Origin of the sequence: Acinetobacter sp. RIT698, from assembly GCF_009668065.1 — a bacterium.
Lineage (GTDB): Bacteria > Pseudomonadota > Gammaproteobacteria > Pseudomonadales > Moraxellaceae > Acinetobacter > Acinetobacter guillouiae.
Window position 1 is genome coordinate 73,991 of sequence record NZ_WJYH01000008.1, and the last position, 17,518, is coordinate 91,508.

The window sequence follows — 17,518 nt, forward strand, 5'->3', positions numbered from 1 at the left end:
ATTCCCCTAAATGCATGATTTTTTAGAATGAATTATTTGAATTTTTTTAAATTGTCTAGATCAAAAATCTGTCATCAGGAAGTGTGTCAAGATTGGTACCTTGAAAGTCTACATTCTGATAACATATCGGCTATTTTTAAAATCCGATTTTATTGAGAGTTTTAATGTCCACGCTTACCACGTTAAAAGAGCTTCTTGCCAAACGCATCCTAATTATTGATGGTGCAATGGGAACTATGATCCAACGCCATAAACTGGAAGAAGCTGATTACCGTGGTGAGCGTTTTGCTGACTGGGCATCTGATTTAAAAGGCAACAATGACCTTTTGGTGTTAACTCAGCCACAAATTATTCAAGGCATCCATGAAGCTTACCTAGATGCTGGTGCTGATATTATTGAAACCAATAGCTTTAACGGCACACGGGTTTCAATGTCTGACTATCACATGGAAGATTTAGTCCATGAGATTAACTTTGAAGCTGCCCGTCTTGCCAAAGCTGCTTGTGAAAAATACTCAACCCCTGACAAACCACGTTTTGTTGCTGGAGTATTGGGGCCAACATCACGTACCTGTTCTATCTCACCAAATGTGAATGATCCAGCATTTCGTAACATTACCTTTGATGAACTCAAAGAAAATTATATTGAAGCCACGCATGCTTTAATTGAAGGTGGCGCAGACATCCTTCTCATTGAAACGGTGTTTGACACCTTAAACTGTAAAGCAGCAATTTTTGCGGTAAAAGAAGTCTTTAAACAGCTTGGTCGTGAATTACCACTGATGATTTCCGGCACAATTACTGATGCTTCTGGTCGTACCTTAACAGGACAAACTGCAGAAGCATTCTGGAACTCTGTGCGTCACGGCGATTTATTGTCGATTGGATTTAACTGCGCCTTGGGTGCAGATGCCATGCGTCCACATGTCAAAACTGTATCAGATGTTGCCGATGTTTTTGTTTCAGCGCATCCAAACGCTGGCTTACCGAACGCATTTGGTGGCTATGATGAAACACCAGAAGAAACAGCAGCCTTCTTAAAAGAATTTGCTGAAAGTGGTTTGATCAATATCACTGGTGGATGTTGTGGTACAACACCTGACCATATTCGTGCCATTTATAATGCGGTCAAAGACATACCACCGCGTAAAATTCCTGACATCAAGCCTGCATGTCGCCTCAGTGGTTTAGAGCCATTTAATATTTATGACGACTCATTGTTCGTCAATGTCGGTGAACGTACCAATGTCACGGGTTCTAAAAAATTCCTCCGTTTAATCCGTGAAGAAAACTTTGCCGAAGCACTTGATGTTGCATTACAACAAGTGGTTTCAGGCGCGCAAATCATCGACATCAATATGGATGAAGGAATGCTCGATTCGCAAAATGCGATGGTACATTTCTTAAATCTGGTTGCATCTGAGCCTGAAATTTCTAAAGTGCCAATCATGATTGACTCCTCTAAATGGGAAATCATTGAAGCAGGTTTAAAATGTGTACAAGGTAAACCTGTTGTTAACTCGATTTCCTTAAAAGAAGGTTATGACGAGTTTGTCCATAAAGCACGTTTATGCCGTCAATATGGTGCAGCTGTCATTGTGATGGCATTTGATGAAACCGGTCAGGCAGATACTGCCGCACGTAAACGTGAAATCTGTAAGCGTTCTTATGATGTGCTCGTGAATGAAATCGGTTTTCCTGCGGAAGACATTATTTTTGACCCGAACGTTTTTGCTGTCGCAACGGGGATTGAAGAACATAATAACTATGCTGTGGACTTTATTGAAGCAACGGGCTGGATTAAACAAAACTTACCACATGCCATGATTTCTGGTGGTGTGTCGAACGTATCGTTCTCTTTCCGTGGCAATGAACCTGTTCGTGAAGCCATTCACTCTGTATTCCTTTACTATGCCATTAAACAAGGCATGACCATGGGGATTGTCAATGCTGGTCAGATGGCCATCTATGATGATATTCCTAAAGAACTGAAAGCTGCTGTTGAAGATGTCATTCTCAATCAGAATCAAGGTGACAGCGGTCAAGATGCAACAGAAAAATTGCTTGAAGTTGCTGAACAGTACCGTGGTCAAAGTGCTGCTCAAAAACAGGTTGAAAACCTTGAATGGCGTAATGAACCTGTTGAAAAGCGTCTTGAATATGCATTGGTCAAAGGGATTACTAGCTTTATCGATGAAGATACTGAAGAAGCCCGCTTAAAGTCCAAACGTCCACTTGATGTGATTGAAGGTCCATTGATGGACGGTATGAATGTGGTCGGTGACTTATTCGGCTCAGGTAAAATGTTCTTACCTCAAGTGGTCAAATCTGCACGCGTGATGAAACAAGCTGTAGCATGGTTAAACCCGTACATTGAAGCTGAAAAAACAGGTAGCCAATCCAAAGGTAAAGTATTGATGGCGACTGTAAAAGGCGATGTACACGATATTGGTAAAAACATTGTTGGTGTTGTACTTGGGTGTAATGGTTATGACATTGTTGACCTTGGTGTCATGGTGTCTTGCGAGAAAATTTTACAAACTGCGATTGATGAAAAAGTCGATATTATCGGCTTATCAGGTTTGATTACCCCATCACTTGATGAAATGGTGTTTGTTGCAAAAGAAATGCAACGCAAGGGTTTTAAAATCCCACTGTTGATTGGTGGTGCAACCACATCGAAAGCACATACCGCAGTAAAGATTGATCCGCAATACTCAAATGATGCAGTGATCTATGTTGCCGATGCTTCTCGTGCGGTGGGTGTTGCAACCACCCTATTGTCTCCTGAAATGAAACCTAAATTTGTCGATGAACATCGTGCTGAATACGAAAAAGTACGTGAACGTATTGCCAATAAGCAACCCAAAGCAGCTAAATTGTCGTATACAGATTCCATTGAAAATGGTCTAAAAATTGACTTTGCCGCCAATCCACCCGTAAAACCTAACTTTATTGGTTTGCAAACCTTAACCGATTATCCACTTGATACATTGGTGGAATATTTTGACTGGACACCATTCTTTATCTCTTGGAGTTTGGCGGGTAAATTCCCGAAAATTTTACACGATGAGATTGTCGGTGAAGCTGCAACTGATTTATATAATCAGGCTCAGGCAATGCTAAAAGACATTATTGATAATAAACGTTTTGATGCGCGTGCCGTTTTTGGGATTTATCCTGCAAACCGTTCAGCCGCAGACTCTGTTGAGGTCTTTAGCGAAGATGGTCAATCTGTAACCCATACCTTCCATCATATTCGTCAGCAATCAGATAAAGTTACAGGTAAACCGAATTTGTCCTTGGCTGATTTTGTTGCAACCAAAGCACAAGCCGAAGACTACTTGGGTGGTTTCACCGTCTCAATTTTTGGCGCAGAAGAAATGGCACATGAGTATAAAGCCAAAGGTGATGATTACTCGGCCATCCTTGCACAGTCTTTGGGTGATCGTTTTGCTGAAGCGTTTGCTGAACATTTACATGAACGTATTCGTAAAGAGTTCTGGGGATATCAGGCAGATGAACAACTCTCTAATGAAGAATTAATCAAAGAGAAGTATGTCGGTATTCGCCCTGCGCCAGGCTACCCTGCTTGTCCTGAGCATTCTGAAAAAGCGTCTTTGTTTGATTGGTTAGGCACCACGGATAAGATTGGTACGCAATTGACCAGCAGTTTTGCAATGTGGCCACCATCAAGTGTCAGTGGTTTCTACTATGCCAACCCACAATCTGAATATTTTAACGTAGGTAAAATCGCGTTAGATCAGCTAGAAGATTATGCAAAGCGTAAGAATTGGACTTTGGATGAAGCGAAGCGTTGGTTAGCACCGAATTTGGATGATTCGATTGCTTAGATTTATTTAAATCTCCCCTAACCCCTCTTTTCAAAGAGGGGAACTGCGCGTCTCGATTGAATTACGTGAAAGCTCGTCCCTGAACAAGTTTTAAAGTATTCCTTTAAAACGAAGTGCAAGAAGAGAGGAATAGCTCAAATCAAATACCATCTTCCAATTCACGGCAGGTCCCCCTTTATCAAAGGGGGATTTAGGGGGATTCCAAATGCTGACTCGCCACATCAAAAACCTTCGAAATCACACTATCAATTTCCAGCAAAATTTGACCATTATCAAATCTTAAGATAACTAAACCTTGTTGAGTCAATGCTTCATCACGGATACGATCAGCTTCTAAACCCTCATCTGTATAATGCTGCCCACCATCGCATTCAATCACCAAATTTATAGCAGGACAGTAAAAATCGACGATGTAATTTAAAATCGGTTTCTGACGATAAAACTGTAAACCTAAAATTTGCTTGCGTCGTAACTTTGACCAAAGCAACAATTCTACATCCGTCATATTATTCCTAAGATCACGAGACAGTTGTTTTAAGTTTTTGTTATAGGGTTGCATTGCTGTTCTTCTTTTAAATTTATTTAATCTTTTCCAATTGCCCTTTCTTGCACTTCGTTTTCAGCAAGCAATTTTGCGAATCCAATACCATCATAAAATTCGCACATTCCCCTCTTCAAAAAAGAGGGAAACTGCGATTGTAGCAGCGCAAAGGAATATTTTTATATTAAAAAACCAATTCCCTCATACAAAATCCCTTCAATTAAAGGGATTTATCTAAAAAACTACGACCCAATAACCCAAAAATAAAATGGCCTAAATCTATACGCCTATTACTTTCTAAAATTAGACAACAAATTATTAGTAATCGACTTATTGTTTTCAACAATTCTAGTCTTTTTTGCTTTTGCTGATTGATCTTCAACACGCTCAATTTTGGTTGCTTTTAACTTGCCGTTATTTTCAACAACGATAAATTTAACTCTTTCATTTCGCTTTGGCTCACCCTCTGCAAGCGGAAAATCCGAAATATGAAAGAAAATATCTTGTTCAAGTCCACCAATAAAGCCAAAGCCTCTATCGGCATCGTATTGTTTAATTTTTCCTTGCTGGAATTCAGGCTTCATACATATTACTCATCGCGGTACACAATCGCTGTATTATACCCTGATCTTGATCAATAGATAAAATAGCAAAAAATAGTCTTGCCTCATCTTAATTGCAGCGATAAAAAAGCCCACTTTTCAGTAGGCTTCTATACAACTTAAATTCTAATGTGCATGCCCTGCGCCGACATTCCCTTTCGGTTTTGGACATAACCAAATAATCAATCCTGCAAAAATAAAGATCATCGCAAAGATCAAAAACACATGATTAACCGAAAGCGTTAAAGCCTCTTTATCCACCAAGTTGGAAATGGTACCCAACGCCATTTCAGGACTAAAACCACTGTTGACCAAATTACGCTGAGTTTCCTCAACATGCATAGTTGACACGATTTCACTACGTGCCAGCTTGGTATGATCATCCCAAATGGTCACAGCAATAGATGCACCAATCGCCCCTGCCATGGTTCGCATAAAGTTCATCAAACCCGCAGCAGAAGCCACTTCATCTGGACGTACCACACCTAAAGCAATATTAGACAGTGGGATAAAGAAAAACGGTACCGCAAAACCTTGAATAATCTGTGGTAATGCCAGCGCCATAAAGTCAGCATCACTGGTCCAAAATGAACGCATTAATGTGACGCCACCCAAAATCATCAGCCCAAAACTCGACAAGGCTCTCGGGTCATATTTAGTCGCAAGTTTGGCAACCACAGGCGACATCATCAAGCTACCAAAGCCCATTGTCGCAGTCAGATAACCTGCCCAAGATGCGGTATAGCCCAAGTTAATCTGTAACCATTGTGGAATAAGTACAATACTGCCAAAAAATGCCGCAAAGGCAAAAGCCAATGAGATTGTTGCGATGGTAAAGCCACGGTATCGGAAAATTTGTATATTGACGATGGGATGTTTTTCATAATATTCCCAGATGAAAAAGGCAATAAATCCAACCACCAAAATCACAGCCAAAATACAAATAAAGCTGTTATTAAACCAATCTCGCTCATGCCCCAAATCGAGCATTAACTGTAATGCGCCAATCCAAACGATCAGCAGCGTTAGACCAATGGTATCAATCGGGAGTTTAGCAATTGGTGTTTCAGCAACTTTTAATAGGCGCATCACCCCAACAGCACAAATCACACCCACTGGAATATTGATAAAGAAAATCCAATGCCATGACCAGTTATCACTGATCGTACCACCTAAAATAGGACCTAGAATCGGTCCAACAACCGTCGTCATTGCCCACATCCCCATTGCTTGAGAATGCTTTTCGGGTGGAAAAATACGCATCAACAAAGTTTGACTGAGTGGCATGATTGGACCACCAAATAAACCTTGTCCGATACGACAGATCACTAACATCGCCAAACTATTGGATAAACCACAAAGAATTGAAAATGTGGTAAATCCAATTAAACTGATGGTAAATACCCGAACAGCACCAAAACGTCCTGCAAGCCAACCGGTTAAAGGTACACAGATGGCTTCAGCAACGGCATAGGAGGTGATCACCCAAGTCCCTTGAGAACTTGATACTGCTAAACTTCCGGTAATATGGGGCACAGAAACATTGGCAATGGTCATATCCAGTACGACCATAAAATTGGCAAGTGCTAAAAAGAAGGCGGCGAGAAGTAAGCGCCCACCTTTAAGCTCACTTTGAAACGTTGCTGTATTCATAAGTGATTACTTCGCTGAAGAGGTATCAACCTCAGCATTCATGGATAAACCCACACGTAATGGATGCTCAGCCAACTCTTTAGGATCGAGTTTGATACGTACAGGAAGACGTTGAACCACTTTAATCCAGTTACCTGTCGCATTTTGTGCAGGGATCAACGCAAATGCTGAACCTGTACCACCAGAAAAGCCGATCACCGTACCGTGATACTCTACTTTCTTGCCATAGAGGTCTGAAGTGAGGGTTGCCTTCTGACCAACTTTCACGTTTTGCAACTGACTTTCTTTAAAGTTTGCATCCACATAAAGTTCAGCCAAAGGCACCACTTTCATCAAACTTGTCCCAGGTGCAATACGTTGCCCCACTTGAATACTACGACGGGCAATCACACCATCTAACGGCGCTTTAATTTCTGTACGTTGTAAATCTAAAAGTGCTTGATCAAGTTTGGCTTGAGCCACCAATACGTCAGGGGTTGAACTTTGTGAGGTCCCCCGAATTAAAGCTTCATTGGCATCTAAATTACTTTGTGCAGCTTTACGTTTAGATTCTGTTTGCGCCAATGCTGCTTTTGCCACATCGACATTTGCTTTAGCATTGTTTAAAGCACTTTGTGCTTTGCTAAATTCTTCTTTAGAGATTGCACCTGTCGCGCTTAACTGCTGACGGCGGGCAAACTCTTGCTGTGCTTGTTGATACGCCACATCGGCTTGCGCCACTTGTGCTTTGGCACTGTTAATATCATCTGCACTGACTAAAATCTGTGAGGACAATGAACTGCTATTTGCCGAGCTTTGTGTATATTGACGCTTGGCTTTGGTCAATGCCGCTTCAGCTTCTGCAACAGCGATTTTTGCATCACGATTATCAATAATCGCAAGTACATCGCCTTTTCTCACTTGTTGAGTATCACTGACCAAAACCTCAGCAACTTGTCCGCTGACCATTGAGGTGATTTCAGCAGTTTCAGCACCGACATAGGCATTGTCCGTTTCAACAATGTTGCCAAAAATAAAAGCCCAAATTGCATATAGAATTGCAGCTACAACAACAATAATGGCAAAAATCTTCAGCATTTTTTTACGTTTTTGTTTGGCTTCCAAATCCGCTTGCGCTTGATTTTCATCATTTGGAGAGGCATTCGTCGTTTGCGCGTCAGTCATCGCATGTTCCTAGCTTACTTGGACTTGTCAAAACATCTTTGCATTTTGGAGATATAAACTGAAAAACTGCTTAATCATATCTATATGACGTTGCTTGATGGTTGAATAAGTCAACTTCTTAAAATAGTGGTGCCCAATTTTACAGGTAAAAATCATATTATGAGAATAAAAATATTACTCTATAGTTTATCTTTATAAAAGAGGTCGATCTTATTGATATTCATATTTTTTTGAAAAAAAATAAGCCAGCAAAATATGTATTTTACTGGCTTATATTGACACAATGAATACAAAAGTGTACTGATTAGTACACTTAGTCAGCTTGATCAATAGGCATAAGAAGCAATGGCTGTTGCAATCGCCTTACCTTCATTGTTGAACATCGTCATACGCATGGTGCAACCTTTACGCCCCATTCTCAAGGTTTCAGCTTTGGCAATAAAGTATTCACCGCGCCCAGGTGCAAGATAATCCACACGCATATCGACTGTTGCTAAACGAGAAACTTTTTTTAACGTGTCTGGCAATTGGTCTGGCTCTGCACGTTTATACAGCTCCCCCATTGCCACAATTCCACCAATACTATCCAGCAATGTCGCAGCCACACCACCATGTAAAATTTGAAATGCGACATTGCCAATCAAATACGGTTTCATTTCGATATAGCCTTCAATCTCATCATTGACAACACGCATTTGCATATTGTTATGTGAAAAATAAGGCGAACCATTAAACGCTTTAGTGAGTTGGTTAAGCACCACATTTAAATCTGCTTTCGCACCTAAATGTAAATTACCAGTCCACTTTTTTTGCGATTCGCTAGGCGCAGAATCAGTTTTAGAAGAATCACTCATCATCATTTCGAAACCAATATTGAGAAAAATTTTCAGCTTTTTCCCAAAAAATATATGAAAGGGCTACAATATATGCCTAGTTTAATACTGAACATCGAGATTGTTATGACTTATACGTTCAATCGTCCTGCTTTTCCAGCTACTCGTATGCGCCGTATCCGTAAAAACGATAAGCTTCGAGCAATGGTAAGAGAGACTCAACTCACGGCAGATCATCTCATTTATCCAGTATTTGTACTTCCGGGACAAAACCAAAGCCAAGATGTACCAAGTATGCCAAATGTTCAACGATTGTCAGCAGACTTATTGTTGAAAAAAGCAGAAACCCTATTAGAACTTGGTGTATCAAAACTTGCCTTATTCCCCGTTACACCACAACAAGACAAAAGTTTAACAGCTGAAGCTGCGTGGCATGAAGACGGTTTAGTTCAAAATACTTTACGTTTGTTAAAAAAAGAACTACCTGAGATGGTACTCATCACGGATGGTGCATTAGATCCTTATACCACACATGGTCAGGACGGCATTATTGATAATACAGGCTATGTATTAAATGATGAAACAGTTCAATGCCTGATCAAACAAGCCTTAAGCCATGCTGAGGCAGGTGCAGATGTGATCGCGCCAAGTGACATGATGGACGGCCGTATTGGTGCAATCCGCCAAGCTTTAGAAAGTAACGATTTTATTTATACCAGCATCATGGCGTACTCTGCAAAATACGCGTCTAGTTTCTACGGCCCTTTCCGCGATGCAGTTGGCTCATCATCCAACCTAAAAGGTGGTAATAAGTATAACTACCAAATGGATGTCGGTAATCGTGCTGAAGCACTGCATGAAATCGCCCTCGATATTCAAGAAGGCGCGGACATGGTGATTGTTAAACCGGGTATGCCATATTTGGATGTAGTACGTGAAGTTAAAGATACTTTTGGTGTCCCGACCTTTGTTTATCAAGTCAGTGGTGAATATGCCATGCTTGCAGCAGCTATCCAAAATGGTTGGTTATCTGAAAGCGTGATTATGGAATCATTGATGTGCTTCCGTCGTGCAGGTGCAGATGGTATTTGGACCTATTATGCGGAAGATGCAGCACGTCAGTTAAAAGAGATGAAGTAAATCATTCCTCCCTTACTGAACTCATGGTTCCTCACCTTTAAAAAAAGGAAGCGTCCATTACTGATTCAGTCGTGGACGGAAAGTCCCCTCTTTCAAAAGATAAGCAGTATTGCTTTTGCAGGTGGGGATTAAAATTCTAAATTGGTACAGAATACACAATGCATATCGCCATTATCGGTGCTGGAGTAAGTGGCTTACTCAGCGCGCTTGAACTTGTTGAACAAGGCTGCACCATCACCCTGTTCGATCAACAACATGCTGGACATGCCGCCTCATGGGCGGGTGGTGGTATTCTGTCACCCATGTATCCGTGGAGATATCCCAATGAAGTCAATCATCTGGCACAACACGGCAAACAACTTTACCAACAATGGAATGAGAAACTACAACCTAAAACAGGGATAGACTTTCAAATCCATGACACGGGAATGTTAATTTTTGACGAAGCAGATTTTGAGCTTGGACTGAATTATAAAGACCAGTATCAAGACCCTATGCAGCATTGTGAATACCTGCAAAGAGAGCAGCTTGAAACCGTCAACCCCCATATTTCAGCACAGTTTCAACATGCAATTTATTTTCCACATCTAGCCAATGTTAGAAATCCGCGACTTCTTAAATCACTGATTAGCTACCTCAAACAACACCCTCAAGTTGAAGTGTATGAAAATACATGGATCGAAAAATTTAATATTCAAAATCAAAAAATTCAGTCTGTTGAAAGTGCCAATGGACAACATTTTGTCGCAGACCAATTTGTGATTGCAACGGGTGCATGGTCAAATTGCTGGGCAGATCAATTACAGCTTTCGATCCCAGTAGAGCCTGTTCAGGGACAAATGATGTTATTTAAAACCCCTGAAAACTGGTTACCCACCATGTGTATGAACAATGTGATGTATTTGATCCCACGCCTAGATGGTCATATCGTATGCGGTTCAAGCATGGACCATATCGGATTTGATAAGCGTCCAAATGTACAAACACAACAAAATATTTATAAAGCCTGTATCGAGATGGTCCCTGAATTAGCAAACTTCCCCATCGTCAAACAATGGGCAGGATTGCGTCCAAGTTCACCAACAGGCATTCCATATATTGGAAAAATGCCTGAACTGAATAATTTATGGGCAAATTTTGGACATTACCGTAATGGCTTATGTATGGGACCTGCTTCAGCACAGTTATTAAGACAATTGATGCTCAATCAAGATACACGTGTTGATGCAAAAGCTTATTCAACCGAGCGATTAACAGCATATACACCACACACTCAGCAATCATCTTTTAGCTAAAAAATATTTGGTTCTGACATGAAAGAATTAAAGAGAAGATGCTTAGCCGCGTCTCTCATCTAAAACGATTGATACAATTGCTGATGCCGATCCAGTGATTTACCAATAATTCTCTACAGCAATATTGCCTTCACCACGACGATTCATCGTTAAACCACGGGCTTTTAATGCGGCTTTGGTGTCATCTACCATTTGTGGATTTCCACATAGCATGACATGAGTGGTATCTGCATTGAATTTTAAATCAGCGGCTTTTTCCAATTCACCATTTTCAATCAAAATTGGTAAGCGATCATGCAAGGCTGCATTGGGATCACGCGTAACAATCGGGATAAATTTAAAACCTGTATGCCCCTCACCAAAAAGCTGGGCTATCTCTTGAATCCGATCGACGTAAGCCAATTCAGATTCAGTTCTTACGCTATACACCAAGTTGATTTTTTCGTACTTTGACCAAGTTTCAAAATCTTGTAGCATCGAAATAAACGGCGCTAAACCTGTACCTGTTGCCAACAACCACAAATCTTTAGGCAATGGCAATTGATAACGTGCTAAAGTTAAGAATCCATAGGGGATTTTTTCCAAATAAAGCTCATCACCGACTTGTAGATGCTGTAAATTGGAAGTAAATGCACCGTCAGGAACAACGATTGAAAAAAATTCGAGTGTTTCATCAAATGGGGATGAAACCACGGAATATGCTCTTACCACCAAATCATCACCCACTTTTAAACCAATGCGAGCAAATTGCCCTGCGGTAAACTTAAAATGGGCAGGTCGAGTCATGGTGAAACTGAAAAGTGTATTGGTCCAACGCTGAACAGACAAAACCTTTTCTATGCTAAATTTTTCAATTGACATGATTTCTTCGTGGCATGAAACATAGTCCTCATGGTAGCATGACTATATAATCTATGAATATTAAAATGTTAAGGCTCTACTTATGCGAATGACTTTACGCCAGTTGGCGGTTTTTGTTGCTGTCGCTCAAGAAGGTACCGTGACCAAAGCAAGTGATGCGGTTCGGTTGACTCAAAGTGCGGCAAGTATGGCTTTGGCAGATTTAGAAGATGGACTGGGTGCTCCGCTTTTCGATCGTCTTGGTAAGCGCTTACAGCTTAATGATCTTGGTCGCTTCTTACTTCCTCAAGCTTTAGAAATTTTAGGTCGCTGTGAAGCCTTTGAACAAGCAGCCAAAGGTGAACTACAAAGTATTGATTTACGGATTGGTGCAACACTGACCATCAGTGATTATTTAATGCCCGACTTAATGGCAAACTTTTTACAAGTTCAACCTCAAGCGCATTTACAGCTTCAAGTCGGCAATACCCGCCAAATGATTGAAGCGGTCAACCAATTCCAACTCGATTTGGCATTGATTGAAGGTTCATGCTTCCTACCACAACTTCAATGTATTCATTGGCGAGACGACGAACTCGCGGTATGTTGTTCGCCTAATCATCCACTGGCAAATTTACATCGTGAATTAAAACAGTCTGACTTTCAGCATGTTGAATGGATATTACGTGAAGAAGGTTCTGGAACACGTGAAGTCTTTGACAATGCCATTCTAAAAGATCTTGAAGATGCCAATATCCGTTTAACCCTAGGTCATAATGAAGCGATTTTAAAAATCGTTGCTGGTGGTCTAGGAATGTCATGTATTTCTAAATTGGCGATTCAGCCTTTGCTCGACAAAGGACAATTGGTGATTTTAAATACACCATTCTGGCAACTTGCTCGCCCGCTATATATGCTGGTACATCGTCAAAAGTACCAAGGACCGGGCTTAAGAGCCTTCTTAAAATTTTGTGAAAATGGTTAAAACCAAAGCTCCTCTTGGAGCTTTTATAGGGTCTGCTGACATTTCATAAATCGTTTACGTTGTAGATTAAAATTAAGTAGGAGATGTATACGTCGTAATGCATGAATGAAAATAGTGAGGCTATTCTCGAGTTTCAATTTAGGCTGAGATAATTTTAGCCACAACCCTGAGCAAGAACAAAGCACTGCTTTGTTTGCAGCGCAAGGCGCAGCGGGGGACTAGCGTATTTTTGCCGCTACGTTGTTGCGAACTATTCATTTAGAATGACTAAATTTCATACTTCGCGCCTAGTATCGCCTAAAAAACACACCCAGTCGCAAACGTATACGAATTATCATCAGACCCTCATTCTTAACTTAAAAGCTATTTACCAAATTGCCGTTCACATGGTCGACCATCATGGTTACCATCCATTTGCGTATTGGGGCAATTTTTAATAAAAAATACCGCCTCATCATAAGATGTCATTTGGCTACAATGCGTACGACCATCGCATTGATAAGGTGATTTTTCCGTTGATGCTGTTGTCGATACAGTTGTGTTGCTTTGTACCGATACTGCTTCATTCTGTTTTTGCGCTGAGTGATGATGGCTATTTAACGCATTTTGAGATTTTTCACTAAACTTTACAGGTTTGACATAACCAATGTCTTTACGCTGTTGCTCAACGATTTGCTTCTGTTGTTGTTCTAACAGGGCAAATTTAGCATGTTGTTCTTCCTGATAGGTTTGGTATTGATTCCATGTGGCAAAGCTAAAATAAACGAAACCAAAAACAATCACCAAAATCACCACAGACATAAAACCGAATTTCTGCCCTTCATTTTTACTTCGTCTTAAAATATTTTTTTGCTTATCAATATTGATCTTTTTATTTTTTAAGTCATTACTCATCGCAACATCTAAACGAATCATTTGATGTGCTTTCAATGTTCCATGTACATTGATAATTACATATTTTATGGTTTCGCCTTTTTTCGGTTGACCACCTTCTTTTGGAAAATCAGCGATGTAAAATATTACAGATTGCGCTGAATTATGATCCAATAAAAGTCCGTAACCTTTATCATGATGATATTCAATGATTTGCCCCAAATAAAACATATAACTTCTCTTTTAAAATAAGTATGAATCGTAAAATATATTCAACTCGTTTCAGATGTTTAGTGTGAATATGCCTTTCGTTTCTGCTGTTTAATCTTGTCCTTTTGTTCTTGTTGATATTGTTGAAGTCTCATTTCAGCCTCAACTTTGTACTGCTTATAACGATCCATTGCATACATCACAGAACTTACCGCAATGAATATCACCACAGCGACGATCGCCACCCAAGGATTCAAAGTCTTGCGTTTTTCAGATCGAATTTTCTTTACAGCTTGTTTGCGTTTGGAATATAAAAATTTAACTTTCAACTTTTGAATTAAACGTTGAAATGCCGTTAAATCCATATGCTTTTCAAGCAACTGCCGATCAATTTGGCTGTTAAAATATAAATCATCCCCTTTAAAATTTTGACCATCTTCTATCACCTTTAAGGGGCTAAGCAACACTGCGCTCTGATTACCCTCAGTGATTTCAATGTTTTGATTCGCCTCACCCACATCAACAACAGTAATAGCATGAATTTCTTCAACGGGTTTAATGTTATCAAATGTATGAGTTTCGTCTTTCAATTCAGTATTCTGGATAACTTTAACAGAAAGGTCAACTTGTGTTTGCGTTACAGGTTCAATCTCTTTGGCTTGATTTAAGTTTCCGCCCCATTCTTCGATTGCAGGATCATTGATTATTGTTTGAATGGGTTCAATAACTGTTACTTTTTGATCTGCTACAACTAAGTTAATATCTAGAATAGTGTCAGGTAAAACGGCTTGCTCAGCCTGAGTTTTCGTTTGGGGGGTCAATAAGCCTTCATCAGCCAATCCCCTTCTCTTTTTCAGCGCTTTGCGAACATTTCTAATATGTTCATAGGTATTTTCTGAATAAAGATGTGAAACAGAGGACTTATTTTGATCATTCACATAATTTTTATGATCTAAACGTACGATAAATTTGGCAAATAAACCATCACTCTGCTCTAAAACGACACATTTAATCCGCTCACCAATTTGAGGAAGTAGCAATTGATTTGAGAAATCTTCTAATTTGAAAACAACTTGTTGATGATCACTTAATTCAATTAGACCTTGCCCTAAATCATTATCGAAAAAGGTAACAGTCCCTTTTCTAAACATTTTTTATTCTCTTATCATTAAAAAGGAGGCCCCCTATAGCCTCCTTTGATCATACTAAATTTTAATCTTTTTGCACACTACCAAAAATTTTATCTCCAGCATCACCTAAACCTGGCACGATATAACCTTGTTCATTTAAACCTTGATCAATTGAAGCGGTAAAAATCGTTACATCTGGGTGCGCGGCTTCAACACGTTTAATCCCTTCAGGCGCTGCAACCAAAACCATAACACGGATATCTTTACATCCACTTGCTTTCAATACGTCAATTGCAGCAACTAAAGAAGAACCTGTTGCCAACATCGGGTCAATAATCATGGCTAAACGGTTTTGTACATCTGGAACCAATTTTTTATAATAGGTACGTGCTTCCAAGGTTTCTTCATCACGTTCTAAACCGAGAACTGAAACTTTAGCACTTGGGATGAGATTTAAAAAACCTTCTAACATGCCAATACCAGCACGTAAAATCGGCACTACAGTGATTTTTTTACCCGCAATTCTGTCTACTGTGACTTTACCGTTCCAGCCATCAATCTCATGATCACACACAGGTAAATCTTTGGTTGCTTCATAAGTTAAAAGCATGGTTACTTCTTGAGCGAGTTCACGGAAATTCTTAGTACTAATGTCAGCACGGCGTAATAAACCTAATTTATGACGAATAAGTGGATGACGAATTTCTTGAATAGACACGGGAGGACACCTAAAAGGATAAAAGTAAATTTCCATTATTATAAATGTTTTTTATATCAGAGATAAGAAAAGCCCTCAATGAATGAGGGCTTTTTTTGTTAATAGCAGGATTTTATTGCGATTAGTGTTGTTGGCTCATCAAGAAATGTAAAGGAGATAAAATTTCTGATTTTAACGCCAAGCTGATGATTGGATCTGGATAAACACCAATGATCAATACCAAAGCAGCAGCGCCGAGCACCATCAAACCACCCACTTTTTGTCCCCAATGATCAACTGCATCAATACGAGGATTATCTGGTGGAGTCATATACATCACGATCATCACACGTAAGTAGTAATACAAACCAATACCACTACCCACCACAACCATAGCCGCCAAGAACCAATGTTCTGTGGTTACAGCAGCAATCACCACCATAAACTTACCGATGAAACCAGCGGTCAATGGAATCCCTGCAAGAGAAAGCATCATCACTGTTAACGTCGCAGTCAGTACTGGACGACGCCAGAATAAACCACGGTAATCCGCAAGCGACTCGGCTTCATCAACATTGTTATATGGGCTTGACATTAACGCGACAGCACCAAAAGCACCAATCGTAGTTAAGGTATAAGTCACCACATACACACTTACACTACCTAAACTTGCATAACCTAAACTAATCAAAGCAATCAATAAATAACCAAAATGGGCGATTGATGAATAACCCAAAATTCGTTTTAAGTTGACTTGACGTAATGCAAGGAAGTTACCGACTAAAATCGAAAGTACAGCGATCACAGTTAATACAGTCACGATAGACGGTACAAGAATGAAACCTGAACTTAAAATAAAGCGTACCAATAAACCAATGGTTGCAACTTTAGCAACAGTTGCAAGATAGGTCGCGATTGGCGCAGGCGCACCTTGATAAACATCTGGTGTCCATTTATGAAATGGCGCAAGCGATAATTTAAACGCAATCGCAATCACGATTAATCCTGAACCCAACAAAATCATCGGTTGAGCAAGGAAACCTTTTAACTGTTCAATAAAGTCAGCCAAAGACGCAATTTGTTGCGTTTGTGCTAACTGATTTCCATACAAACCTGGGAAGTCAGTAAATGACAATGTCCCTGTATAAGCATAGACGTATGCCATACCCATCAATAAGATTGCTGAAGCTGTTGCAGAAAGTACCAAATACTTTACGCCTGCTTCTAGCGATTTTCCACGCTGATGCGTATATGCCAATAAGCCATACACAGGAATTGACAAAAGCTCTAAGCTAATAAAGAACGATGCATAATGAGAACTTGCCACCATCAACATTGCCCCTGTTACAGAGATCAACATCAAGATATAAAGCTCTTCACGATTATCTTTATAAGTTTCAATATAAGCGTGAGATAACGTACAGCATGCGAGTGCAGCAACTACTGCAATAAATTGATAAAACAATGTAAATGGATCAACCACAAACATGTTCATCACATTTGATGGTGCAAATGAACCACCAAACATCATGAATAAAATATCAATTGCAGCAAGGTTTAGACCCACCACCGATGCAGTCGCAATCAAATTATGATTACGCTTGATCGAGGTTAGGATCATCACCACTACAGCGGTTAAAGCAACAATAAAAACTGGTGCTAAAGGCATGAGACCCGAAAATGACATAGTGAAGTTCATGA

General features: G+C 40.0%; 14 protein-coding genes. 4 read left to right on the plus strand and 10 right to left on the minus strand.

Annotated features, from left to right (window positions below; all coding sequences use genetic code 11):
- The first annotated feature begins 164 nt into the window (after positions 1–164).
- Positions 165–3,854, plus strand: coding sequence for a methionine synthase (gene metH / locus GJV03_RS05445; protein ID WP_154129643.1), 3,690 nt, complete (start codon positions 165–167; stop codon positions 3,852–3,854).
- Positions 3,855–4,044: 190 nt separating this feature from the next.
- On the opposite strand, the gene GJV03_RS05450 is transcribed toward metH, so the two are convergent.
- From GJV03_RS05450 to GJV03_RS05470, 5 genes are all read right to left on the minus strand, one after another.
- Positions 4,045–4,413 carry an endonuclease domain-containing protein gene (locus GJV03_RS05450; protein WP_151956532.1) on the minus strand — a complete coding sequence of 123 codons (369 nt, stop codon included), beginning with the start codon at positions 4,411–4,413 and terminating at the stop codon, positions 4,045–4,047.
- A gap of 272 nt (positions 4,414–4,685) precedes the next feature.
- The gene (locus tag GJV03_RS05455) at positions 4,686–4,979 is read right to left on the minus strand and encodes a cold shock domain-containing protein (protein ID WP_004819352.1); all 294 of its coding nucleotides are present in this window, start codon (positions 4,977–4,979) and stop codon (positions 4,686–4,688) included.
- 144 nt (positions 4,980–5,123) lie between these two features.
- Positions 5,124–6,650, minus strand: coding sequence for a DHA2 family efflux MFS transporter permease subunit (locus tag GJV03_RS05460; RefSeq protein WP_004819350.1), 1,527 nt, complete (start codon positions 6,648–6,650; stop codon positions 5,124–5,126).
- Between the two features lie 6 nt (positions 6,651–6,656).
- On the minus strand, positions 6,657–7,814 hold the full coding sequence (locus tag GJV03_RS05465; RefSeq protein WP_004722805.1) for an HlyD family efflux transporter periplasmic adaptor subunit: 1,158 nt from the start codon (positions 7,812–7,814) through the stop codon (positions 6,657–6,659).
- 326 nt (positions 7,815–8,140) lie between these two features.
- Positions 8,141–8,674, minus strand: coding sequence for a thioesterase family protein (locus GJV03_RS05470; protein WP_004722808.1), 534 nt, complete (start codon positions 8,672–8,674; stop codon positions 8,141–8,143).
- A gap of 99 nt (positions 8,675–8,773) precedes the next feature.
- Here GJV03_RS05470 and hemB point away from each other — a divergent pair, with 99 nt between their 5' ends.
- Together hemB and thiO are read left to right on the plus strand one after the other, a co-directional pair.
- Positions 8,774–9,787: a porphobilinogen synthase gene (gene hemB, locus GJV03_RS05475; protein ID WP_171500326.1), complete on the plus strand. Its 1,014-nt coding sequence runs from the start codon at positions 8,774–8,776 to the stop codon at positions 9,785–9,787.
- 158 nt (positions 9,788–9,945) lie between these two features.
- Complete coding sequence (gene thiO / locus GJV03_RS05480; RefSeq protein ID WP_154129644.1) at positions 9,946–11,082, plus strand: glycine oxidase ThiO; 1,137 nt, start codon at positions 9,946–9,948, stop codon at positions 11,080–11,082.
- A 99-nt stretch (positions 11,083–11,181) separates the two neighbouring features.
- Here the strand turns inward: thiO and GJV03_RS05485 are convergent, their stop codons facing one another.
- Positions 11,182–11,943, minus strand: a complete 762-nt coding sequence (locus GJV03_RS05485; protein WP_056514680.1) for a ferredoxin--NADP reductase — start codon at positions 11,941–11,943, stop codon at positions 11,182–11,184.
- A gap of 82 nt (positions 11,944–12,025) precedes the next feature.
- On the opposite strand from GJV03_RS05485, the gene gigC reads away from it, so the two are divergent.
- Complete coding sequence (gene gigC / locus GJV03_RS05490) at positions 12,026–12,907, plus strand: LysR family transcriptional regulator GigC (protein ID WP_004722815.1); 882 nt, start codon at positions 12,026–12,028, stop codon at positions 12,905–12,907.
- Between the two features lie 363 nt (positions 12,908–13,270).
- Here the strand turns inward: gigC and GJV03_RS05495 are convergent, their stop codons facing one another.
- From GJV03_RS05495 to nuoN, 4 genes are all read right to left on the minus strand, one after another.
- The gene (locus tag GJV03_RS05495) at positions 13,271–14,011 is read right to left on the minus strand and encodes an excalibur calcium-binding domain-containing protein (protein WP_154129645.1); all 741 of its coding nucleotides are present in this window, start codon (positions 14,009–14,011) and stop codon (positions 13,271–13,273) included.
- Between the two features lie 59 nt (positions 14,012–14,070).
- On the minus strand, positions 14,071–15,141 hold the full coding sequence (locus GJV03_RS05500) for a hypothetical protein (RefSeq protein ID WP_154129646.1): 1,071 nt from the start codon (positions 15,139–15,141) through the stop codon (positions 14,071–14,073).
- 61 nt (positions 15,142–15,202) lie between these two features.
- A complete protein-coding gene (gene upp, locus GJV03_RS05505; protein ID WP_004722821.1) occupies positions 15,203–15,838 on the minus strand; it encodes a uracil phosphoribosyltransferase in 636 nt (211 codons plus the stop codon).
- Positions 15,839–15,959: 121 nt separating this feature from the next.
- Positions 15,960–17,516: an NADH-quinone oxidoreductase subunit NuoN gene (gene nuoN, locus GJV03_RS05510; RefSeq protein ID WP_154129648.1), complete on the minus strand. Its 1,557-nt coding sequence runs from the start codon at positions 17,514–17,516 to the stop codon at positions 15,960–15,962.
- Positions 17,517–17,518 lie beyond the last annotated feature (2 nt).

Bases quoted from the DNA above. Each gene is read 5' to 3' on its own strand.
- thiO (WP_154129644.1), top strand. From the start codon at position 9,946: ATGCATATCGCCATTATCGGTGCTGGAGTAAGTGGCTTACTCAGCGCG.
- nuoN (WP_154129648.1), bottom strand. From the start codon at position 17,516: ATGAACTTCACTATGTCATTTTCGGGTCTCATGCCTTTAGCACCAGTT.
- GJV03_RS05485 (WP_056514680.1), bottom strand. From the start codon at position 11,943: ATGTCAATTGAAAAATTTAGCATAGAAAAGGTTTTGTCTGTTCAGCGT.
- hemB (WP_171500326.1), top strand. From the start codon at position 8,774: ATGACTTATACGTTCAATCGTCCTGCTTTTCCAGCTACTCGTATGCGC.
- GJV03_RS05495 (WP_154129645.1), bottom strand. From the start codon at position 14,011: ATGTTTTATTTGGGGCAAATCATTGAATATCATCATGATAAAGGTTAC.
- GJV03_RS05460 (WP_004819350.1), bottom strand. From the start codon at position 6,650: ATGAATACAGCAACGTTTCAAAGTGAGCTTAAAGGTGGGCGCTTACTT.
- GJV03_RS05470 (WP_004722808.1), bottom strand. From the start codon at position 8,674: ATGATGATGAGTGATTCTTCTAAAACTGATTCTGCGCCTAGCGAATCG.
- GJV03_RS05465 (WP_004722805.1), bottom strand. From the start codon at position 7,814: ATGACTGACGCGCAAACGACGAATGCCTCTCCAAATGATGAAAATCAA.
- metH (WP_154129643.1), top strand. From the start codon at position 165: ATGTCCACGCTTACCACGTTAAAAGAGCTTCTTGCCAAACGCATCCTA.
- gigC (WP_004722815.1), top strand. From the start codon at position 12,026: ATGCGAATGACTTTACGCCAGTTGGCGGTTTTTGTTGCTGTCGCTCAA.
- GJV03_RS05500 (WP_154129646.1), bottom strand. From the start codon at position 15,141: ATGTTTAGAAAAGGGACTGTTACCTTTTTCGATAATGATTTAGGGCAA.
- GJV03_RS05450 (WP_151956532.1), bottom strand. From the start codon at position 4,413: ATGCAACCCTATAACAAAAACTTAAAACAACTGTCTCGTGATCTTAGG.
- GJV03_RS05455 (WP_004819352.1), bottom strand. From the start codon at position 4,979: ATGAAGCCTGAATTCCAGCAAGGAAAAATTAAACAATACGATGCCGAT.